The sequence below is a fragment of the Nostoc sp. NMS7 genome (assembly GCF_017115085.1).
In the GTDB taxonomy this organism is placed as follows: Bacteria; Cyanobacteriota; Cyanobacteriia; order Cyanobacteriales; family Nostocaceae; genus Nostoc.
Genome location: NZ_JABXKJ010000267.1, coordinates 48,216 through 67,062 on the forward strand (window position 1 = coordinate 48,216; position 18,847 = coordinate 67,062).

Annotated in this window: 15 protein-coding genes and 1 pseudogene; 8 read left to right on the top strand and 8 right to left on the bottom strand. The window is 43.2% G+C overall.

Going from position 1 to position 18,847, the window contains the following annotated elements:
- Positions 1–5 precede the first annotated feature (5 nt).
- Positions 6–1,817, top strand: a complete 1,812-nt coding sequence (gene ggt / locus HWQ38_RS39420; RefSeq protein ID WP_292805742.1) for a gamma-glutamyltransferase — start codon at positions 6–8, stop codon at positions 1,815–1,817.
- Between the two features lie 91 nt (positions 1,818–1,908).
- Here ggt and HWQ38_RS39425 read toward each other — a convergent pair whose 3' ends face one another.
- Entirely contained in the window at positions 1,909–2,172 is a 264-nt protein-coding gene (locus tag HWQ38_RS39425; protein ID WP_292805745.1) for a hypothetical protein, read from the bottom strand.
- A 355-nt stretch (positions 2,173–2,527) separates the two neighbouring features.
- Here HWQ38_RS39425 and HWQ38_RS39430 point away from each other — a divergent pair.
- A pseudogene (locus HWQ38_RS39430) lies at positions 2,528–2,751 on the top strand (hypothetical protein).
- A 244-nt stretch (positions 2,752–2,995) separates the two neighbouring features.
- Here the strand turns inward: HWQ38_RS39430 and HWQ38_RS39435 are convergent.
- A complete protein-coding gene (locus HWQ38_RS39435) occupies positions 2,996–3,595 on the bottom strand; it encodes a DUF1802 family protein (RefSeq protein ID WP_292805751.1) in 600 nt (199 codons plus the stop codon).
- A gap of 1,217 nt (positions 3,596–4,812) precedes the next feature.
- Between HWQ38_RS39435 and HWQ38_RS39440 the strand changes: the two genes are divergently transcribed.
- Positions 4,813–7,569: a CHAT domain-containing protein gene (locus tag HWQ38_RS39440; protein ID WP_292805754.1), complete on the top strand. Its 2,757-nt coding sequence runs from the start codon at positions 4,813–4,815 to the stop codon at positions 7,567–7,569.
- A 209-nt stretch (positions 7,570–7,778) separates the two neighbouring features.
- Here HWQ38_RS39440 and HWQ38_RS39445 read toward each other — a convergent pair whose 3' ends face one another.
- The 5 genes from HWQ38_RS39445 to HWQ38_RS39465 form a co-directional block, all read right to left on the bottom strand.
- A complete protein-coding gene (locus HWQ38_RS39445) occupies positions 7,779–8,078 on the bottom strand; it encodes a protealysin inhibitor emfourin (RefSeq protein ID WP_292805757.1) in 300 nt (99 codons plus the stop codon).
- Between the two features lie 188 nt (positions 8,079–8,266).
- Positions 8,267–9,346, bottom strand: coding sequence for a M4 family metallopeptidase (locus HWQ38_RS39450; RefSeq protein ID WP_292805760.1), 1,080 nt, complete (start codon positions 9,344–9,346; stop codon positions 8,267–8,269).
- Positions 9,347–9,683: 337 nt separating this feature from the next.
- A complete protein-coding gene (locus tag HWQ38_RS39455; protein WP_292805763.1) occupies positions 9,684–10,250 on the bottom strand; it encodes a Uma2 family endonuclease in 567 nt (188 codons plus the stop codon).
- Between the two features lie 59 nt (positions 10,251–10,309).
- Complete coding sequence (locus HWQ38_RS39460) at positions 10,310–11,137, bottom strand: DUF3598 family protein (protein WP_292805810.1); 828 nt, start codon at positions 11,135–11,137, stop codon at positions 10,310–10,312.
- Between the two features lie 72 nt (positions 11,138–11,209).
- On the bottom strand, positions 11,210–12,112 hold the full coding sequence (locus HWQ38_RS39465) for an ABC transporter permease (RefSeq protein WP_292805766.1): 903 nt from the start codon (positions 12,110–12,112) through the stop codon (positions 11,210–11,212).
- A 131-nt stretch (positions 12,113–12,243) separates the two neighbouring features.
- Here HWQ38_RS39465 and def point away from each other — a divergent pair, with 131 nt between their 5' ends.
- The 5 genes from def to HWQ38_RS39490 all read left to right on the top strand — a co-directional run bounded on the left by def (position 12,244) and on the right by HWQ38_RS39490 (position 17,438).
- Complete coding sequence (gene def / locus HWQ38_RS39470; protein WP_292805769.1) at positions 12,244–12,807, top strand: peptide deformylase; 564 nt, start codon at positions 12,244–12,246, stop codon at positions 12,805–12,807.
- A gap of 10 nt (positions 12,808–12,817) precedes the next feature.
- Complete coding sequence (locus tag HWQ38_RS39475; protein ID WP_292805772.1) at positions 12,818–13,021, top strand: hypothetical protein; 204 nt, start codon at positions 12,818–12,820, stop codon at positions 13,019–13,021.
- A gap of 416 nt (positions 13,022–13,437) precedes the next feature.
- Positions 13,438–14,268 (top strand): PD-(D/E)XK nuclease family protein, encoded by an 831-nt coding sequence (locus tag HWQ38_RS39480; protein ID WP_292805775.1) that lies wholly within the window; start codon positions 13,438–13,440, stop codon positions 14,266–14,268.
- A 63-nt stretch (positions 14,269–14,331) separates the two neighbouring features.
- The gene (locus HWQ38_RS39485; RefSeq protein WP_292805778.1) at positions 14,332–14,973 is read left to right on the top strand and encodes a GNAT family N-acetyltransferase; all 642 of its coding nucleotides are present in this window, start codon (positions 14,332–14,334) and stop codon (positions 14,971–14,973) included.
- Positions 14,974–14,984: 11 nt separating this feature from the next.
- Entirely contained in the window at positions 14,985–17,438 is a 2,454-nt protein-coding gene (locus HWQ38_RS39490) for a DHH family phosphoesterase (RefSeq protein WP_292805781.1), read from the top strand.
- A gap of 587 nt (positions 17,439–18,025) precedes the next feature.
- Here the strand turns inward: HWQ38_RS39490 and HWQ38_RS39495 are convergent.
- Positions 18,026–18,664 carry a pentapeptide repeat-containing protein gene (locus HWQ38_RS39495; RefSeq protein WP_292805784.1) on the bottom strand — a complete coding sequence of 213 codons (639 nt, stop codon included), beginning with the start codon at positions 18,662–18,664 and terminating at the stop codon, positions 18,026–18,028.
- Positions 18,665–18,847 lie beyond the last annotated feature (183 nt).

Consider the following 18,847-nt stretch of genomic DNA (forward strand, 5'->3'; position numbering starts at 1 on the left):
TAAAAATGTTTACCGTTGCTAAACCGAAGCGAGTTATCTACGCAATTTTTTCTTTCACCGTCTTAATTTACAGCCAAGTCGCATCAGCCGCCCTGACTTTACCTCTACACAGCAAAAAGGGAATGGTGGTTTCAGCCCATCCCCTAGCAAGTGAAGCGGGAATTGCAATGTTACGCAAAGGTGGTAATGCAGTAGATGCAGCCGTAGCCACAACTTTTGCAATCTCTGTACTTGAGCCTTTTTCGGCGGGAATCGGTGGCGGGGGATTTTTGCTGATGCACTCTGAGAAAACTGGCGAAATTAAAGCGCTAGATTTCCGCGAACGCGCACCCCTGAAAGCTACAAGAAATATGTATCTGGACGCAAAAGGAAAGGTGGTACCGAATGCAAGTATTAATGGTTATTTGGCAGTAGGGACACCAGGAACGGTGGCGGGACTATATGAAGTGCATCGCCGCTATGGTAAACTTTCTTGGCAAGAAGTGATAAAACCTGCGATCGCACTCGCTCAAGATGGCTTTATTATTGGGGATGCACCAACTTGGCGTTCTCTGCAAACAAACCAATCCTCCAAGCAAGCAATTCTCAACAATCCAGCCGGGCGAGAAATTTTCACTCGCAATGGCGAATTTTATCAACCAGGGGACAAGCTAGTGCAGCGTGATTTGGCACGCACTTTAACAGCAATTGCCGAAAATCCCCAAAGTTTTTACACCGGAAGTATTGCTCATGCGATCGCTTCTGATATGGTAAAAAATGGTGGTTTAATTACTCTAGAAGACCTCAAAGCCTACAAACCAATCTGGCGCACTCCCGTTTGTGGAAACTTTCGCAAAGCTAAAATTTGTTCAATGCCACCACCATCATCGGGAGGCGTTCACCTATTGCAGATTTTAAATATTATCGGTGATACTGATTTAAAATCTTTAGGATGGCATCATCCCGACGCTATACATTTAATGGTAGAAGCAATGAAGATTGCTTACGCCGATCGCTCCCAATATTTAGGCGATCCAGATTTTATCAAAGTCCCTGTACAAGAACTTCTCAGTCCAGCTTACGCCAAAAAACGCCGTCAAGAAATTAATATGCAAGTGGCTAGACCTTCGACTGAGGTAAAGCCAATAGATAAAGAGACATTACAACGTTTTAGTCAACCTAATAATCAGAGTTTGAGAGAAAATATCATCCCGTTATCTAATCAATCTCTCAAACTCCACGCGACTCGGCATGAATCTCCTGAAACCAGTCATCTTACTGTTGTTGATCAAGAACACAACGCCGTGAGTCTGACTTTCACGATTAATCTCATTTTTGGTGCTGGTGTGGTGACACCGGGAACTGGAATTGTCCTCAACAATGAGATGGATGATTTTGCTTCCGCGCCAGGAGTGCCTAATGCCTTTGGTTTGGTTGGTAATGATGCCAACAGCATTGTACCCCGTAAAACTCCTCTATCCAGCATGACTCCCACAATTGTCACAGAAAATGGTCATTTCCGCATGGCAGCAGGTGCGCCTGGTGGTAGCACCATCATCACCCAGGTTTTGCAAGTGATCCTGAATGTGCTGGAATACAACATGGATGTTGGCGCGGCTGTTTCTGTTCCACGCATACATCATCAGTGGCTTCCAGATGAGTTGCGCGTAGAATCTTGGGGTTTGGATGCTCTGACCATGCAAGAATTACGCCGTCGGGGGCATAAAATTAAGGAAACTCCTCCTTGGGGTAATGGTAATGCGATCGCTGTGACATCTGATGGAACTCTAGAAGGGGCAGCAGATCCTCGCGGTGAAGGTTTCCCCAGAGGGTGGTGAGGAAGACTTGGGGGACAAGGGGGACAAGGGGGACAAGGGGGACAACGAGAAAAATAATAACTCCTAATGACCAATGACCAATGACTAATGACTATTGATTTTGGATTGTTGACTCTGCGTAGCTGCTGCTGCCAAACTCGTTTGCACGTGTGCTAGGTACTAGTGTCCAGCCTGCTTTGAGTAGTTTTTGATAAGTTGCCCAACCTTTAGAACCACCTGCTATTTTATAATCTGGGACTGTAAATTGTCCAAAAGCTGTGTAGGGACGCCAAGGTTGATTGGGTTCTGTCTGCAAATACAAAATTTTCTCTCCGTCGCCACCAGATTTAGATAACCAGCACATTTGTCGATGCATTGCAAACTCCTTTGCTTTTAGTTAAAAATGCATAATAGCAGACTTTTGTCAAGTCCCATCTCACCCTTGGGAATACTTTTTTGCCTAATAGTTGAGACAAAATGTAATTAAGTTCTATCCACTACGGGATAATTACTTAACAACTCATACCCTGAGAAAGCTGCTAGTAGGACACAAAGATAAACAGCTTTGCCTCACCTTCCTTCTAGGGGAGATTTTTCTCATATTATCCGCGCTTTTTCTGTTTGTGTGTAACAATAACTACTATTTTGGCTGAAGTTTGCAATCAGACTATTTGTTTTTCTGCTTACATACATAAGCGTAGATTTTGGAAATTACTTGTAAAGTTCCAATGATGAAAACCCAAAATGAAATTATCAAACAGGGCTACAATGCCTTAATCAATTCTCTGGGAGTTGCCGATACTATTCGGTTTATTCAATATTTCAGTCCTGGTAAAGGGGATTACACCAAAGAACGTTATCAATGGCTAGATAAAAAAACTTTGGCGGATGTGTTGTGGAGATGAAAGAATTGCAGGAAGATGACACCAATCAATATGACAAAATTATTGAGTAGAACTTAGAGATCATTTATAACTAGGACTTACGCAAAACTATACGCGGTAGGGGCAATACCCTGCGGTCAGCTAAAGCTACATGAATTGCCCCTACCTAAAAATCATTCTTTTGAGTTATTGTTTGCGTAAGTCCTGATAAAGTAAAAATAAAATTAGCTGTAGGCTAGAATGGCGCTTACTTCAGCTAAATTTAGATCCCCGACTTCTTCAAAAAGTCGGGGATATGGGCAGCAACTTGGGTTATTAGAAGGATTGAGCATACAACTTATCGCCGACAATGCCGCGAATTGTCTCTACTAGTTGGCTATATGCAAAATTAGATAAAACTGGTTTTGCTGCTTGCAACTCAATTGGTTGATTTAAATCAATCCATGACTTACAGCCAGCGTATTTGGGGTAATAGGGAATTTCTTGCTCTTGGGGTAGTTTATATGTCCGCAGGAGGAGAATATAAAGCGGCTGGCGTGGTTTCCATTTGAGGCGATCGCTAATAAAATGCTCGTTCCAAATATGGAAGGGAAGCAACCCATTCACAATAAATTCGTCACTCACTGGCAAAATATCGGTAATTTCAGCCCAACTGCCGATGCGAACTGTTTCAGGATGCCAACCTGATGTTACTGGATAAACACCATTAGCATATTCAGCTTTCAACATGAAAGCTTGTTGATGTTCACAAGTAGGGTAAAGCAAAATTTGCTTGTGGGCAACTTGGAAATGTCCATTTCGTTCATGGATACCGCCTTTGCGGAGCAACATAATTGTTTTGCCACTTTCCAAAGCATTTATGGCAGCTGCCCATTCTTTGAGAGCATGAAAAGTTGTAGTCAATTCCATCAGCATCTACTGTAACTCTGATTTAATTTAAAGCTAAAACCGATAAAGTATAAAACTGTCCAAGGGAATGAATTAGGAAGCAGTTATGGAAAAGCGATCGCTAGGTACAACTGAAGTCAAAATCACACCCATCTTGATGGGAACAAGCACTAGACAAAGCATTAGCCGCCCAAATCCAACTATCTACCGCCCAATTGGCAGAAATTGGCGCCATTGGACGTAGTGTCACCGACCATCTGGATAACAGTCAGATTATGTGGAATTGGTGACAATGCAGTTGAGTTAGCCATGTTGCTCTCTCGAAGATGCCTTCAACTTTCTTAAAAAGAGAATTAGGGATCAAACTTCTGGCTCTAGATTGCAAAATTTAACAAAAGGTCAACTTTAGTAAACTAAAAGTTACGACTCATAAACTAAGTGATAAGTTAAATAGTAGGACACCAAACAAAATCAAACCAAACTAAAAGGGTAAATGACTTAGTGTCTCCTGTCATCAACCCAAGCAAATCTCAGCAGATTAGATATAGAAGTGGTAAAAAGCCGAATGTAGAAGGCAAAGCCAAATCCCAAAGCGGAAAAACGCAAGAATGCTGAGTTTGTTCGTTGTTTAGTCCACCCTAGTTATTAACTTTCAATTACTTAATTAGTTTAACAATTTGAAACCTGTGAACTCAATAAAACCTGGTCAACCTTGATCAGGTTTTTGGTATTTGCTCAAAAGATAGTTAATCTGCCCAAGAAACTGCATAGATTTTTGAAAAGAGCATTCCTGTGCCCCGATGAGTCGTCTGTATTCTATACAATTCAGAACCACTATAAATCAATACGTCTGGTGTTAGGGACTTCCAACAAATAAATTATCCAATCTTGTGGGGTGGGCAGCGTTCGATGGTTCCTGAGCTTTGTCGAAGGACTAAGCGCTCACGCCGAAGTCTTGCCCGCCTTTGGCTATGGGCTCTCGTGTCGCCCACCCCACAAGAAGTAGTTGAGTATTTTTTTATTTGTCAGTCCCTTAGCGTTAAAAACCATAAACTGCTCGCGGTTGGTTTGAACGTTCACGCAGCGTCCATAGGGAAGTGAAACTCTATGCAATTTGAAAAGCGCTCTAAATAAGATTGTGGAAGCTCAGGCATGAGTAATGCATGCGAATGGTAACATGATCCTGGTAGCCCAAACACCTACAGTTAATCCTGTGCGTTCCTGGCTATGACTTACCTCTTGCCATGCTTATGACTAAAACAACTAAGATTTCTGGCGCGAATTCTGTAAAAGTTAAAAGGCAAAAGCAGCCAGGGCGTGGCTCCCCTTCTCTACGAAAGGCTGCTTGGCGTTGGGAGAAGACGAGGCTGGATCAGTTTTTACGTTTGCCTTTGTACTTCTTAATCGCTTTGTTATGCATCCTTGGTTCACCCGTGCTGGCAAAAGTTGCTGGCTCAATTAATTCCTCATCCCAATTACCAATTAACAATCTGACATCGCTGGCTGTCGCCACTGACCCCGCCTCACTACTACAACAGGGCAAACTTTTATACAATACTGGAAACTTTGCCAAGGCTGTAGAAGTGTTAAAAGAGGCTGTCCAAGCATATAAACAGCAAGGAGACACCCTGAGACTAGCAGCGACACTGAGTAATCTTTCCCTAGCTTACCAGCAACTCGGTGCATGGAGTCAGGCACAGCAGGCAATTACAGAGAGCTTAAATTTGCTCAAAGGAGAGGATGAAAACCAAAATCTGCAAATATTTGCCCAATCACTGGATATTCAAGGTCGTCTCCAACTGAGAATGGGACAGTCGGAGGCGGCTTTAGCAACTTGGCAGCAGACGGAAAAAATTTACAAGCAAGTTGATAATAAAAGCGGTGTGGTGCGATCGCTAATCAATCAAGCACAGGCATGGCGAACCCAAGGATTTTACCCTCGATCTGTCAAAACACTCGAAGAGGTTAGTCAGACGTTAAAATCTCAACCAGACTCTATCGAAAAAACAGTGAGTTTGCGATCGCTCGGTGATGCCCTTTTAGTAGTGGGCGATTTGGAAAAGTCACGCCAGGCGCTAGAAGAAAGTCTGAGGATTGCTCGAAACCTGCAATCAAGCGCTGATATTGGTGCTAGTCTGTTCAGCCTGGGGAATAATGCCCGTAAACAACAGGACAAAACAAAGGCGATCATCTATTATCAACAAACAGTTGAAGCATCTCCCTCACCTCTGACAAAAGTCCAAGCGCAACTGAATCACCTGGGCTTACTGATTCAAGATCAACAATGGCTAGAGGTTCAAACTCTCTTGCCCTTGATTGAGTCGCAACTCGACAAACTCCCCCTCAGCCGTGCTAGTATTTTCGCTCAAGTTAACTTTTCACAAAAGTTGTCAAAAGTCAACAGTGGTGTCTTGCAAGCATCCAGTCAGAATTACTACTCAGGATTTAGCAGAAAAGACTCAGCACTATTACTCGCTAGCGCCATCCAGCAATCCCGCAATTTAGGGGACAAGCGGGCAGAAGCTTATGCTCTGAAGAGTTTGGGCGGCTTGTACGAAGAATCCAGACAGTGGTCAGAGGCGCAAGACCTGACCCGGCAAGGATTAGCTTTGGCACAGAGCAGCAATGCACCAGAAATTACCTATACTTTACAGTGGCAGTTAGGTAGATTGCTCTGGCTACAAAAAGATATTAATGGTGCGATCGCGGCGTATGATGCTGCTGTAGAAACTCTCCAGTCTCTTCGCAAAGATTTAGTAGTCAATAAAGATATAGTCAACCAGGATGTGCAATTTAACTTCCGGGACAGCGTAGAACCCATCTACCGACAGTCAGTAGAGTTACTGCTGAAATCCCAAGAAGGGAAACCAGATGAAAAAATATTAGAGAAAGCACGTCAGCGAATTGAAGCACTCCAACTAGCAGAATTGGACGACTTCTTCCGGGAAGCTTGCCTGCAAGGTCAAAGAGTAACCCTCGATCAAGTCGTAGACCAAGATAATCCCACGGCTGCTATCCTTTATCCAATTATTCTGGAAAAAGAACTCCAGGTAATTGTCAAAATTCCCAAACAACCTCTGCAAAGCTACACTACTCAGATTTCCCACACAGAAGTAGAGAAACTCTTAGTAGAACTGCGAAAAAATCTTGTCAATCCCACCGCTACTAAAGCCGTCCAAACCCACTCGCACGAAGTTTACAACTGGCTGCTCAAACCTATTGAGTCACAATTGCAAAAAAGTGGGGTAGATACCCTAGTGTTCGTTCTGGATGGGCCGTTACGTAATTTACCAATGGCAGCTCTCTATGATGGTAAGCAATATTTAGTAGAGAAATATGCGATCGCACTGAGCGTCGGTCTGCAACTCCTCGACCCCAAACCGCTAGTACAACAGCAGCTAAGAGCTATAACCGCCGGATTAACTCAGCCGCCGCCAGGGTTTTCCAAGTTTGCACCCTTGCTGGCGATCAAATCTGAATTCGAGGGCATTACCAAAGCAGGAGTTTCCACAACTAGCCTACTAGATAAAGATTTTAAGAAAAAGAATTTAGAGAGTGAAATTGGTGCTGCTTCATTCAACATAGTCCATTTAGCAACCCACGGTCAGTTTAGTTCCCGCTTTGAAGACACTTTTATTTTGGATTTCGATGGTGAGATAAATGTCAAGGATTTTGATACTCTCTTCCGTAGTCAGGGTAAAACCATAGTAGAATTATTAGTTTTGAGTGCTTGCCAGACAGCAACAGGAGACAGCCGTGCAGCACTCGGTCTAGCAGGAGCAGCTGTACGAGCTGGGGCACGCAGTACCGTAGCTTCCCTGTGGCAGATTGATGATGAATCGACGGCAATGTTTGTTAGTGCCTTCTATCGAGAACTCAAGAGTGGCAAAATCACCAAAGCCGAAGCTATCCACCGCGCCCAACTACAACTGCTAAAACATCCTAACTACAAAGCACCAAGCTTTTGGTCTGCCTATGTGTTGATTGGCAATTGGTTGTAATTTGAGAACTGGGGAAAAGTCTTCTCAGTCTTCTCTAGGGACTGACAAATAAAAAAATATCCAACTACTTATTGTGAGGTGGGCGTCTCCCCATTGGTGTCAACTTCAGAAAAAATCTGCTTTATATTCTTCCGGGTTCTCCGCAGAGATGGGGACACGAGCAAAGTCATTTCGGATGGCGTTAGGTGCATTAATAATAAAAGAGAAACTTACCTTTTCTGTGCTATAGCCTGTAGCCATTCAATTAGGGGTCTTAAGGTTCCTGGCAATGCTGACTCACTGACAGTTACGGTATGCTGTTTGCCGTTATCTTCCACTGTTAACTTATACTGAAAGCGATCGCTCTCTTGATTTGGCGAAGTAATTAGTTCAGGTAGCCTAAATAAATCAGCAACTTCCACCAGTTGGGGAAGTGTCGCAGCTTCATTTGGTGGCAGAGTGTCTGTATCAACGGTAGTCTTCTTGCTGATTCCAGCAAAGCCGCCCGTGCGTTCAAATGATACCCGCATTTTTTTTGCTCTCAGTTGTGTTATTGAGTTGGGATAAATACAAACACTGGGAGATGATAGTTATCGGCTCCCAGTTTAGCAATAACAAACAATACATCTAAAAAGTTATAAGTTAAGAAAAAACTCATAACTCCTGTACAGACTCGATTAATCGCGTCTCTCCTGTACAGACGCGATTAATCGCGTCTCTAAATAACTCCAACCTTTTGCCAAGCGTTCTGCACAGCTTTTTGCTCATTACTGTCATTACCGTAGAGTTCGCCAGCAATTTGAATGGTGACACTGGCAGCTTGTTTAAAATCTGCTTTGGCACGCAAGCGATCGCGTAAAGCTATATACCAAATTTTGCCAGCTTTCTCCCAAGCATAACCACCAATCTCAACAGCCGCTAGATAAAAGGCATAGTTAGGGATTCCTGAGTTGATATGCACCCCACCGTTATCATCAACACCAGTATATTTATCTTTTACATGCGCGGGTTGGGGATCTTTACCCAATACTGGATCATCGTATGCTGTTCCCGGTGCTTTCATGGAGCGGAGGGCAACACCTTTAACAGTGGGTACCAAAAGACCTTCACCAATCAGCCAGTCTGCCTCTTGTGCAGTCTGATTTTTGGACTTTTGTTTCACCAAAGAACCGAAAACATCAGAAAACGATTCATTTAGTGCCCCAGGTTCGCCATAATACAGTAAACCCGCTTCATGCTGGGTTACACCATGAGTTAGTTCATGCCCAATCACATCAATTGACTTTGTGAAGCGTTGAAACAGTTCTCCGTCGCCATCACCATAAACCATTTGGTCGCCGTTCCAAAAGGCGTTATCATATTTGACGCCATAATGCACGCTGGAGTCTAAACGCAGTCCTTTGTCATCAATCGAATTGCGATCGAATATCTCATGAAATAAGTCATAAGTAGCACCAGCTCCATCGTAGGCTTCATTCACTACTGGATCACTACTGGCGGGATCTCCTTCAGCACGCACCAATGTGCCAGGGAGTTGCTGTGCATTTTTGGCATCGTAAATAGTGCGGCGCTTTTCACCCGGAGAAGGTGCAAAGGAAATATTACCGATAACATCTCTCCGTCCACGAAGCTGTGCCGAAACATTTAATGTATGAAAAGCCCAAGTACGCTGCTGGGGGTTGCCATTTACAACGACATTTTCCAGCATGTGCGGCGGGACAATACAACAAATTGGGCATCTAGAGTAAAGTGGATGCTCATACTTAAACCCGGCTGATTTCTTTTTATTTCGAGCCATCCAAGATATTCTCCTTTTGAAACTAAGTGATGGCAAACAAAGGAGCCAAAAAACGAATCCAAACCATAGAACGGATTATATCGCAACTAATGATATATCTCAAAGTTCTACGCATATTGCACAAGAAGTGTGTAAAATCCGTTGGAAAATAGAGTCCTGTTCACAGAGAGATAAAACAATTAACTGGTATTGAATCATGTCAATGTCGTAAAGCCCGTCTTCAAAGAAATCATATCGCTTGTGCGATGTTAGTTTGGCTGAGACTAAAAAATTTAGCCTCTCAAACAGGTCAAACTATCAGATTTTAGATATGGTAAATAAAGCCTGCTCTCTACAATCAGTCCAGCAACCAGCTAAATAGACCTTCTACTGTCAGGCTGAAATCTTTAGCAAATTCTGGCACTGGTAATTGTGTTTCTAGTTCTTCGTAAAAAGTGGTTGGTTGATCTGGCAAGTAGACAAACACAGATTGTTCTTTAGGATCAATCAGCCATCCCATCTGAGTTGCATACTTCAAGCAATGCAGAATATTCTTGGTAACTTTAGTTTGACTTTGATCGCAAGATAAAATTTCAATTGTCCAATCTGGAGCAATTGAGAAGATGTTAGCAACCCTACCATTTTCTTGGCGGGGAATTCTGTCCCAGGTAAACACAGAAATGTCAGGCACAATTGAGCGATTATCGCCGAAGCTACAGCGAAGTTCACAGAAAGCCCGCGCAATTTGTTTGGGTTTTACAACCAAGTTAATTGCAGGTGCTAACTCAGTCTGAATTGCGCTGTGTTCTCCTTGCGGCATCGGTTTTTGGATGATACGCCCATCAATGTATTCACTGGCAGGTTCTGTCTCTGGCAGAACCAGGAATTCACTTAAAGTCAAGGGTTTAGCAGAGGTCTGTACCATTTCAGGTTTCCTTACTAGGGGTAAGTTGTACTACTGCTATTTGTTATTCTACAGATGGATCAATCAGTTAAGAAAATAGGATGGACTCTTTCTTCACTAACTAATGTCAGACTAACCCATTCGCCTTTGTCGTTGTAGCTGCGAATCATCCGTTGGCGCAGGTTTGGCTGGATTAACCAACCCACTTCTAGAAATAAAGGTTGACGTAACTGTACCTTGAGAGGAGAAGTTGCAGAAGCGCCATCTGGTAAAAGTAATACTTGCACCTGCTTTTGGGGATTTTGGTCAAAAAGGATGATCTGATCTTTGATGGTAGCAGTTGAGGTAATTGTGCGTTCTGCAAAAGAAGTACTTTGAATTAATCGCCCAGCATCATCAAGTTGTAATTTTAGGGTTGTAGAGTAAGTATCAGGCGAACGCCAATCTGGATATATTGTCACTGCTTGGCCAAGCCATTCTCCCAACAAGTCATTTATCTGCAAAGTTGGACGTTCTGCTGCTAGGGTTCCAGCTAGATGTTCTCGAATTAAAATTAATTCCTTTAGCTGACCAGTTTTATCAAAGAGTTGCACCAAACGCAAGCGGCGATTTTCATGAACCAAAGCAAGTTCTCCACCGAATTCGGAAAATGGCCCTAGCTGAATTAAACCTTCAGAAAACGAACCATTTTCAAAAAACAGCAGACCCCCTCCCACAGAACTAAATTCTCTGATCATATCTTGTCCCGAACGGCTCAGAGTTAGGCGCACTGTCTGGTTATTGTTCAAACCTTCTAGGGAAAGACAGCTAGGAGTCTGGTTGAGAAGTGTACCTTGGGGAGAAAAATTGGTGAATGAACCTTGCCATACACCGAGATTTTGCAAAAAACATTCCCATTGCGATTTCATAGGTTTTGTCATTTGTCATTTGTCATTTGTCATTTGTCATTTGTCATTTGTCATTTGTCATTGGACTAATGATTAACCTTTAGCAAAACGTCGGACAGCAAATAAGCTCCCCATTAATCCTACAGCTGCACCGAAACTTAAGAGAATTAGGGGCAATAAGAAAATTTCTGCTGGAGTGAGTTGCACTCTGTTGCTGATGACTTGGATAAACTCAGGTTGATTGACTAGCAACTTACGGAGAAACTGTTGAATCACAGAAATAAAACTCCAAGCGATCGCACCACCAACTAAGCCAAAGCTAATTCCTTGTAAAATAAACGGGAGGTAAATCCAAGCAGAAGTTGCTCCCACTAGTTGCATAATTTCAATTTCCTGGCGTCGTGCCATCACAATCAACCGAATTGTGGTGTTAGTCACTGCGATCGCACTTAAAGTCAGAATAATCGTAATTATTAAAGTAATCCAGTTCAGACCTTGGTGCAACTGGGCAATACGTTTGACTACTTCATCAATATACTGCACCGTCTCAACTCCTGGTAACTTAGCCAACTGCGTTGCTAAATTTGGCACAACTTGAGAATTACGTGCTTTCACCTTCATCTCATCAACCAGGGGATTCTCACCTAACTCCTGGGTAGCACTTTCAATATCAGAAATTCTCATTTCCTTAACTAACTTAGTCCAAGCTTCCTCTTTGGTAATAGTTTCTATCGTCGCCACATCTGGCATTTTTGCGATTAGTGGCTGAATGCTTTCGATCCGCGTATCCGGTTGGAGATAAACTGATACTTCTAGCTGACTACCAAACTGATAAAGGAGTTTTTCGACTTGCCAAGAGGTTTGCAGACTCAAGCCGAATAAAAACAGTAGCACCGTTACAGTACTTACAGCTGCCCAATTCATCCAACCTCCCCGCAATAAACCGAGGAAAGTTTCTTTGAGCAGGTAGTCCAGTTTCGTGAGAGATTTAAACACACGTCACCCCAGTCAAGAATTTATAATTTATAATTCATAACTCATAACTCAGCCCTTGATTACAACTGACTAGTAACGAGCTTGATACAATTAAAGTAGTAGGAATTTTCACCATCTAGCCATCGAGACTCATGCCCTCTGAAATTGCTGTAGAGAAAAAAAAGTTAAAAAATCCACCTTTGGAGCTTCATTATTTAGGCGATCGCGTGCTGCGTCAACCTGCAAAGCGGATTTCTAAAGTAGATGACGAACTCCGCCAAATGGTGCGCGAAATGCTGCAAACTATGTATAGCAAAGATGGCATTGGTTTGGCTGCACCCCAAGTAGGAATTCACAAACAACTAATTGTCATCGACTTGGAACCAGAGAACGCAGCTAATCCGCCTTTGGTGTTGATTAACCCCACCATTAAACAAGTCAGCCGCGACATCTCTGTTGCCGAAGAAGGATGCTTGAGTATTCCCAATGTATTCCTAGAGGTGAAGCGCCCCGAAGTCGTGGAAATTGCCTATAAAGACGAGTACGGTCGTCCCCGAACATTAAAGGCTAATGACCTCTTAGGACGCTGCATTCAGCACGAGATGGATCACCTCAACGGTGTAGTATTTGTAGACCGTGTAGAAAACTCCTTGACTTTAATCCAGGAGCTATCTAAGAATGGCTTCTCGTATCAAGCGGTGAAACCAATAGCATAGGGGGCTAGTAGTGTATTTAACTCCAAAAAGCGGTTTATTTCTGGGTGGTTCTTGTGTAAGTGCGATCGCAGCTGTCGGTTCTATTTTTGAACTCAGTTACGGACAACCAGATTTTGGTGTCACAGCCACGGCAATTATCCTGGTATTGAGCATTCCACTCACCGGATTATTTTTCTTTGCCGCAGTTAAGGACGCAAGGGCTAACATGAAATAGGCATCAGATACATAAAAAAGGTAAAAGGATGAAACAAACGCAAAGTTTATCCTTTTACCTTTTATTTTTGCTCTGCATCTTCCACTGCTGCTAAAACAAGTATTGGGCGAATAGAATTCGCTACTAGACAAGCAAAGTCCACCGACCTGGACTAATACAAAATCAAGCATTTTTAACCTGCGTTCGCGTAGCGTTCCGTAGGAAAGGCAGGTTTTGTCTGTGTAGCCGCGACTTCTAGTCGCCCGGCGAGTATTGGGCGAATAGAATTCGCTACTACACAAACGAAGTCCACCTCCGTGGACTAATACAAAATCAAGTGTTTTTAACCTGCGTTCGCGTAGCGTTCCGTAAAAAAGGCAGGTTTTGTCTGTGTAGCCGCGATTTCCAATCGCCAGGGCTAGTAATAAAATAGAAGAATGCTGTCAACTCCCACTCAACTACTGCGACTTTCTCAAGGACAACTGAACTTACTAGAAGCTTGTCCGCGTAAATTTCAACATACCTATCTAGAACAACTGAATTCGCCCTCAAATCCAGAACAAGAAGAACGCCAAACTTTGGGTAGTCGTTTTCACTTGCTAATGCAGCAGCAAGAAATGGGTTTGCCAATTGATAGTTTCCTGCAAGCAGATACTCAACTGCAAAGCTGGATGCTGGGTTTTGCTGATGCAGCCCCAGAAATTTTAGCGGCTGCATCTGATAATCAAACTTTCCGCGAAAGTGAACACTACCGAACTCTGCAAGTTCAGGACTATTTGCTGACGGTTGTCTATGATTTATTGATTGCAGATAACCAACAAGCGCAAATTCTCGACTGGAAAACTTATCCTAAACCACCCAATCAACGCAAGTTAGAATCCAACTGGCAAACACAGCTTTATCTCTATGTATTGGCTGAAACTAGCGAGTATTTACCAGAAAAGATTTCGATGACTTACTGGTTTGTTCAATCTGAGGGTAAACCGCAAAATATTAAATTTAATTACAATACTGCTCAACATACACAAACAGCAAAGAAACTTAATCAACTATTAAACCAGTTAACTAATTGGCTGGAAAATTACCAAAATAACCAGCAGTTTCCGCAAGTGGTGGAGGGTAGCAAAACCTGTAATTATTGTCAGTTTGCCAAACGGTGCGATGCCTACGGCGGTAAACCACGCACACAAGCTACTGAAGAAGCAGTGAAAGACTCATTGCCAAATTTTGACAGCATTCAAGAAGTCCTGCTCAACCCTATAAATTAAAGGATGTTCGTAAAATCCAATCAGGGTATAAATAAATTACAACTTCTAAATCTATGTCAAGTTATGTCAAACTTTGACGAAACTGAAACAATTTATGTACGCGAATTAGGAATTGATGACATTGCTCCCATTTACCACTTGGGAGAAGGGTTATTTACCAGCGATTTATATCCTTATTTATACCGCACTTGGGACGAATGGGAGGTGATTGGACTTTACAACACCGATCCAGAATATTGCCTCGTGGCTGAAACAGACGGAGAATTAGCAGGATTTATTTTGGGAACCATCATCACCAAAGCATCCTGGACTTACGGTTACATTTTATGGCTGGGAGTTAGTCCGAGGTTCCAGCGTCGGGGAGTAGCAGACAAGTTGGTTGATAAAGTCGTCGCCCGGATGATTGAAGATGGGGCGCGGTTCATGTTGGTAGACACTGATCCCACCAATACTTCAGCATTAAAGTTTTTTAACCGCAAAGGTTTTGGTAATATCCGCCAGCATATTTTCTTGTCGATGAATTTAAGCAAGCATGAATATTATGGCAGATTAATTGATTACGAACACCAAAAAGCTGAAAGAGCAGGTTATAGGCGATCGCGTCCTACTATTCGTTCCCGTAAACCTGATAGCGTCGCTAATGAAGTCGTCCTCAATCCTCTAGTGAATGAATCTCAAACAACCGACGATCAATCTCCAATCTAACTTAACTTTATATGCCAGAACAACAGCAGTGGACTATAGCAGCAACCGAACAACCCCCGGAATGGTTTATCCAAGCGGTGAAACAGCATACACCCGCATCAACTGGAATATATGCGGCGCAATTGTTGTGGCAACGGGGAATTAAAGATCATCAACAATTAACAGCTTTTATCAACTATAAAGCTTATCAACCAGCAAGTCCCTTTGAGTTTGGGCAAGAAATGCACCTAGCGATCGCCCGGTTGCAACAAGCAGATAACGCCAGAGAAAAAATTGCCATCTGGGGAGACTTTGATGCTGATGGGATTACCGCCACATCTGTACTTTGGGATGGATTGGGGCAATTTTTCAAACAAAATACTCAGTTAAGTTACTACATTCCCAATCGCCTGAAAGAATCCCACGGACTTAATAATCAAGGGATTGATAACTTAGCAAAACAAGGTTGTAAATTAATCGTTACTTGTGACACAGGTAGCACAAATATTGAGGAAATTATCCATGCCAAACAACTAGGCATAGATGTAATAGTTACAGACCATCACACCTTACCCGCCGAACGCCCACCCGTCGCAGCTATTATTAATCCCCGCTATTTGCCAAAGGAACATCAGCTGTTTCATCTTTCTGGGGTGGCGGTAGCTTATAAGTTGGTGGAAGCACTATATCAAACTCTACCTAATGTGGCAAAACATCCATTAGAGGATTTATTAGATTTAGTAGCAGTCGGATTAATTGCCGACTTAGTGCAGTTAAGTGGAGATTGTCGCTACTTGGCGCAGTTGGGAATTCAACGACTGCAAGCAGATTTTCAACAGCCAGCAGCAGCGCGGCGGCGTCCAGGGGTAGGGCGATTATTAGAATTGTGCCAGAAAAGTGGCGATCGCCCCACAGATATTTCCTTTGGTTTGGGGCCAAGAATTAACGCCGTCAGCCGCATCCAAGGTGATGCCAGTTTTTGCGTTGAATTATTAACTAGTCGGGATGCTAAACGTTGTAACGAACTAGCCGAAGTTACAGAACTCGCAAACGCCCGCCGCAAATCTTTGCAAAAAGATGTGCAAGCGCAAGTAGCCCAAAAACTTACTCAATTAGACTTATCAACTACCAGCGTCATTGTCCTAGAAGATGCCCAATGGCCTGCGGGTGTATTGGGCTTAGTCGCTGGACAGGTGGCACAAGAAACAGGTCGCCCGACTATTTTGTTGAGTACGGAGGGAGCAGGGGGAGATGGGGGAGATGGGGGAGATGAAGAAGGAATTTCTCCCTTATCCTCCTCATCCCCCTCATCTCCTCCCCTCGCTCGTGGTTCCGCCCGTTCGGTGAATTCTGTCGATTTATACCAACTGGTGAAAGACCAAGCACATTTGTTACATCGCTTTGGGGGACATCCCTTTGCAGCAGGTTTGAGTTTGTTGGTGGAAAACATTCCTTTATTTACAGCCGCGATTAATCAGCAATTGCGGCAATCTTTAGGTAGTACAACCCTAACGCCAACTGTGCAAGCAGACTTGACACTAACAGTCGCAGACTTGGGGAAAGAGTTATTTTTGGAACTGAAACTGTTAGAACCTTGTGGAATGGGTAATGCTGTTCCGAAATTGCTAATTCAAAACTGCTGGTTTGAAAATTCTTGGCATCGCAATCAGCAGGATTGGCAAGGGAAAAAAGTACAGTATATTAAAACCGAGTTTGACATTCGGGATGATTCCAGCAGAAGTGTTTTTCCTGGTATATGGTGGGGACACTACAAAGATGAATTACCCATAGGAAGGTGTAATTGCATAGCAGAACTAGACTACAACACCTTTAAAAAACGTTATGAAATCAGATTAATTGCCGTGCGTCCTAATGTTAACTCAACACTCAACACTCGGAACGGGCTAAACAACAGCCATCCGTTAACACCACTCATCTTAGACTTACGGAATCAGGAACACTCAGCACGGGCTAAACAACAGCTATCCGCTAACAGCACTCAGCACTCAGCACTGATTATTGAAGATTGTCCCACAAATTGGGATGATTTACGTGCGTGGTTGCGGCGATGTCTAACGATAAACCGCTCTGCATCTGGGCTTGACAATCAGCAACAATTAGCGATCGCTTGGTCTAAACCTAACCCTCAACCACCTAATCAAATTTGGCTGACTCTTGTCGGAATTGCCAAATATCTCAGTCGCACAAATCAACTAGTTACCCGCGTCCAACTTTTAGAAAAAATCGGCATCAGCGACCAAACCTTACTTGTAGGAATCAAAGCTTTAAAAGATTTAGGTTTCACAGTCAAACGACAAGACCGTTATTTGCAAATCACCTGGCATCCAAGCGATAATGCAGAAAACTTTGCCGACCCAGCAGTTGCACGATTTTTAGCTGCTGTGCGAGAAGAACAATTTCAGCGACAGTATTTTGCTGAAGTACCTTTATCTACTATTGTTGCGATCGCCAGCTACGACAATTAGACATAGGGGATTTCCAAGAAATAAATTACTAAGCTGTTATGTATACAACTTGCACAATCAGGGCGGGCAAGACTTCGGTGTGAGCGCTACTTCTATTCTTAGGCTGCACTTCTCTACGAGACGCTGCGCGAACGGCAAGGCTCAGTGACCACGCCAACGACAACGCTACTTCGACCCAACTCTTGGAGACCCAACTCTTGGAGACGCTCCGCGAACGGCAAGCTCAGGGCACCGCGCTACGCGTAGCTTGCTTCCACGTTCGCGCAGCGTCCCGTAGGGAAGTGGTACGGCAAAGCTCAGGGCAACGCGTCGCTCAGTACCCAACTCTTGGAGACGCTACGCGTAGCTTGCTTCCACGAAGTGGTACGGCAAGCTCAGGGCAGGCAAAGTCAGTACAAGTCAGTTGAACGCTGCCCACCCCACAAGAGTTCTGTTTAATTCGGTTATGCAAATTAGACGTTTTTCAGCTTAAGTGATCGAGCGGACATCATATAAGTCCTTCAAATATCAAAAAAAAAGCCTCTATTCATTACTGAATCAGGCTTTTGAAGTTTTTTACTAAATTTGCACCGAGAACTTCAGTTTAATTACTGAACAGTGAATCCTTCTGGTCTGATCGCATCTTCCAAATCAACCCCCATCAGGTTAACCCCCTGGATGTTTGCATTTGTAAGATTTGTCTTTTCCAAGTCTGCGCCCTGTAGGTTAGCCGTTTGCAGGTTTGCTCCCATCAGGTTGGCTTTCTCTAGGTCTGCATCAAATAGGTTTGCTCCTAAGAGGTTTGCTCCCAAAAGGTTGACCTTGCCTAAATCTGCTCCTTGAAAGTTAGCTCCTTGTAAGTTTGTTTGCTGTAAGTTAGACCTTTCTAAGTCTGCATCTTGTAAGTTAGCACCCTCCAAGTTTGCCGCTTGCAGGTTTGCGTCCTTGAGCATTGCTCCAGTCAGGTTACAGCCGACACATTCATTGGTTTGTAGTAAATGTGTCACGTTTTCTGCTACAGACACTATTGGAGATACAACCGGAGATATTGCTGGTGCTGCTAAAGACTCCATTGGTGACGTATCTGGAGATATTTCTGGAGCTAGTTCAGATTCTGTAGGTATGGATGGTGTTAGTGTTTGAGCTCTAACGCTGGGTTGGTCAAACAGAGAAAATCCTACTACAAGTACCAGAAATACTGCTGTGACAATCCACTGAGTTAATTTTTTGGAATTTGATTGATTCATTAGTTTCTTCCTATGATGATTCGCTGTGGTGAGTTTGCTTTTATAGAAGCCATCAATAATGTGCTTTAATCTCACTTTAGATAAATTGATTCATAAGAGCAAATATTATTTTGATTCAAATTGATAAATTCAAGTGATTAAAAAATCTTTTTGGATAGCACCCATCAAGAATGTTGAGTTTTC

Coding starts and splice junctions, on each gene's coding strand:
- HWQ38_RS39485 (WP_292805778.1), top strand. CDS start 14,332: ATGTCAAACTTTGACGAAACTGAAACAATTTATGTACGCGAATTAGGA.
- HWQ38_RS39480 (WP_292805775.1), top strand. CDS start 13,438: ATGCTGTCAACTCCCACTCAACTACTGCGACTTTCTCAAGGACAACTG.
- HWQ38_RS39435 (WP_292805751.1), bottom strand. CDS start 3,595: ATGCTGATGGAATTGACTACAACTTTTCATGCTCTCAAAGAATGGGCA.
- ggt (WP_292805742.1), top strand. CDS start 6: ATGTTTACCGTTGCTAAACCGAAGCGAGTTATCTACGCAATTTTTTCT.
- HWQ38_RS39445 (WP_292805757.1), bottom strand. CDS start 8,078: ATGCGGGTATCATTTGAACGCACGGGCGGCTTTGCTGGAATCAGCAAG.
- HWQ38_RS39440 (WP_292805754.1), top strand. CDS start 4,813: ATGCTTATGACTAAAACAACTAAGATTTCTGGCGCGAATTCTGTAAAA.
- HWQ38_RS39450 (WP_292805760.1), bottom strand. CDS start 9,346: ATGGCTCGAAATAAAAAGAAATCAGCCGGGTTTAAGTATGAGCATCCA.
- HWQ38_RS39490 (WP_292805781.1), top strand. CDS start 14,985: ATGCCAGAACAACAGCAGTGGACTATAGCAGCAACCGAACAACCCCCG.
- HWQ38_RS39495 (WP_292805784.1), bottom strand. CDS start 18,664: ATGAATCAATCAAATTCCAAAAAATTAACTCAGTGGATTGTCACAGCA.
- def (WP_292805769.1), top strand. CDS start 12,244: ATGCCCTCTGAAATTGCTGTAGAGAAAAAAAAGTTAAAAAATCCACCT.
- HWQ38_RS39460 (WP_292805810.1), bottom strand. CDS start 11,137: ATGAAATCGCAATGGGAATGTTTTTTGCAAAATCTCGGTGTATGGCAA.
- HWQ38_RS39425 (WP_292805745.1), bottom strand. CDS start 2,172: ATGCATCGACAAATGTGCTGGTTATCTAAATCTGGTGGCGACGGAGAG.
- HWQ38_RS39455 (WP_292805763.1), bottom strand. CDS start 10,250: ATGGTACAGACCTCTGCTAAACCCTTGACTTTAAGTGAATTCCTGGTT.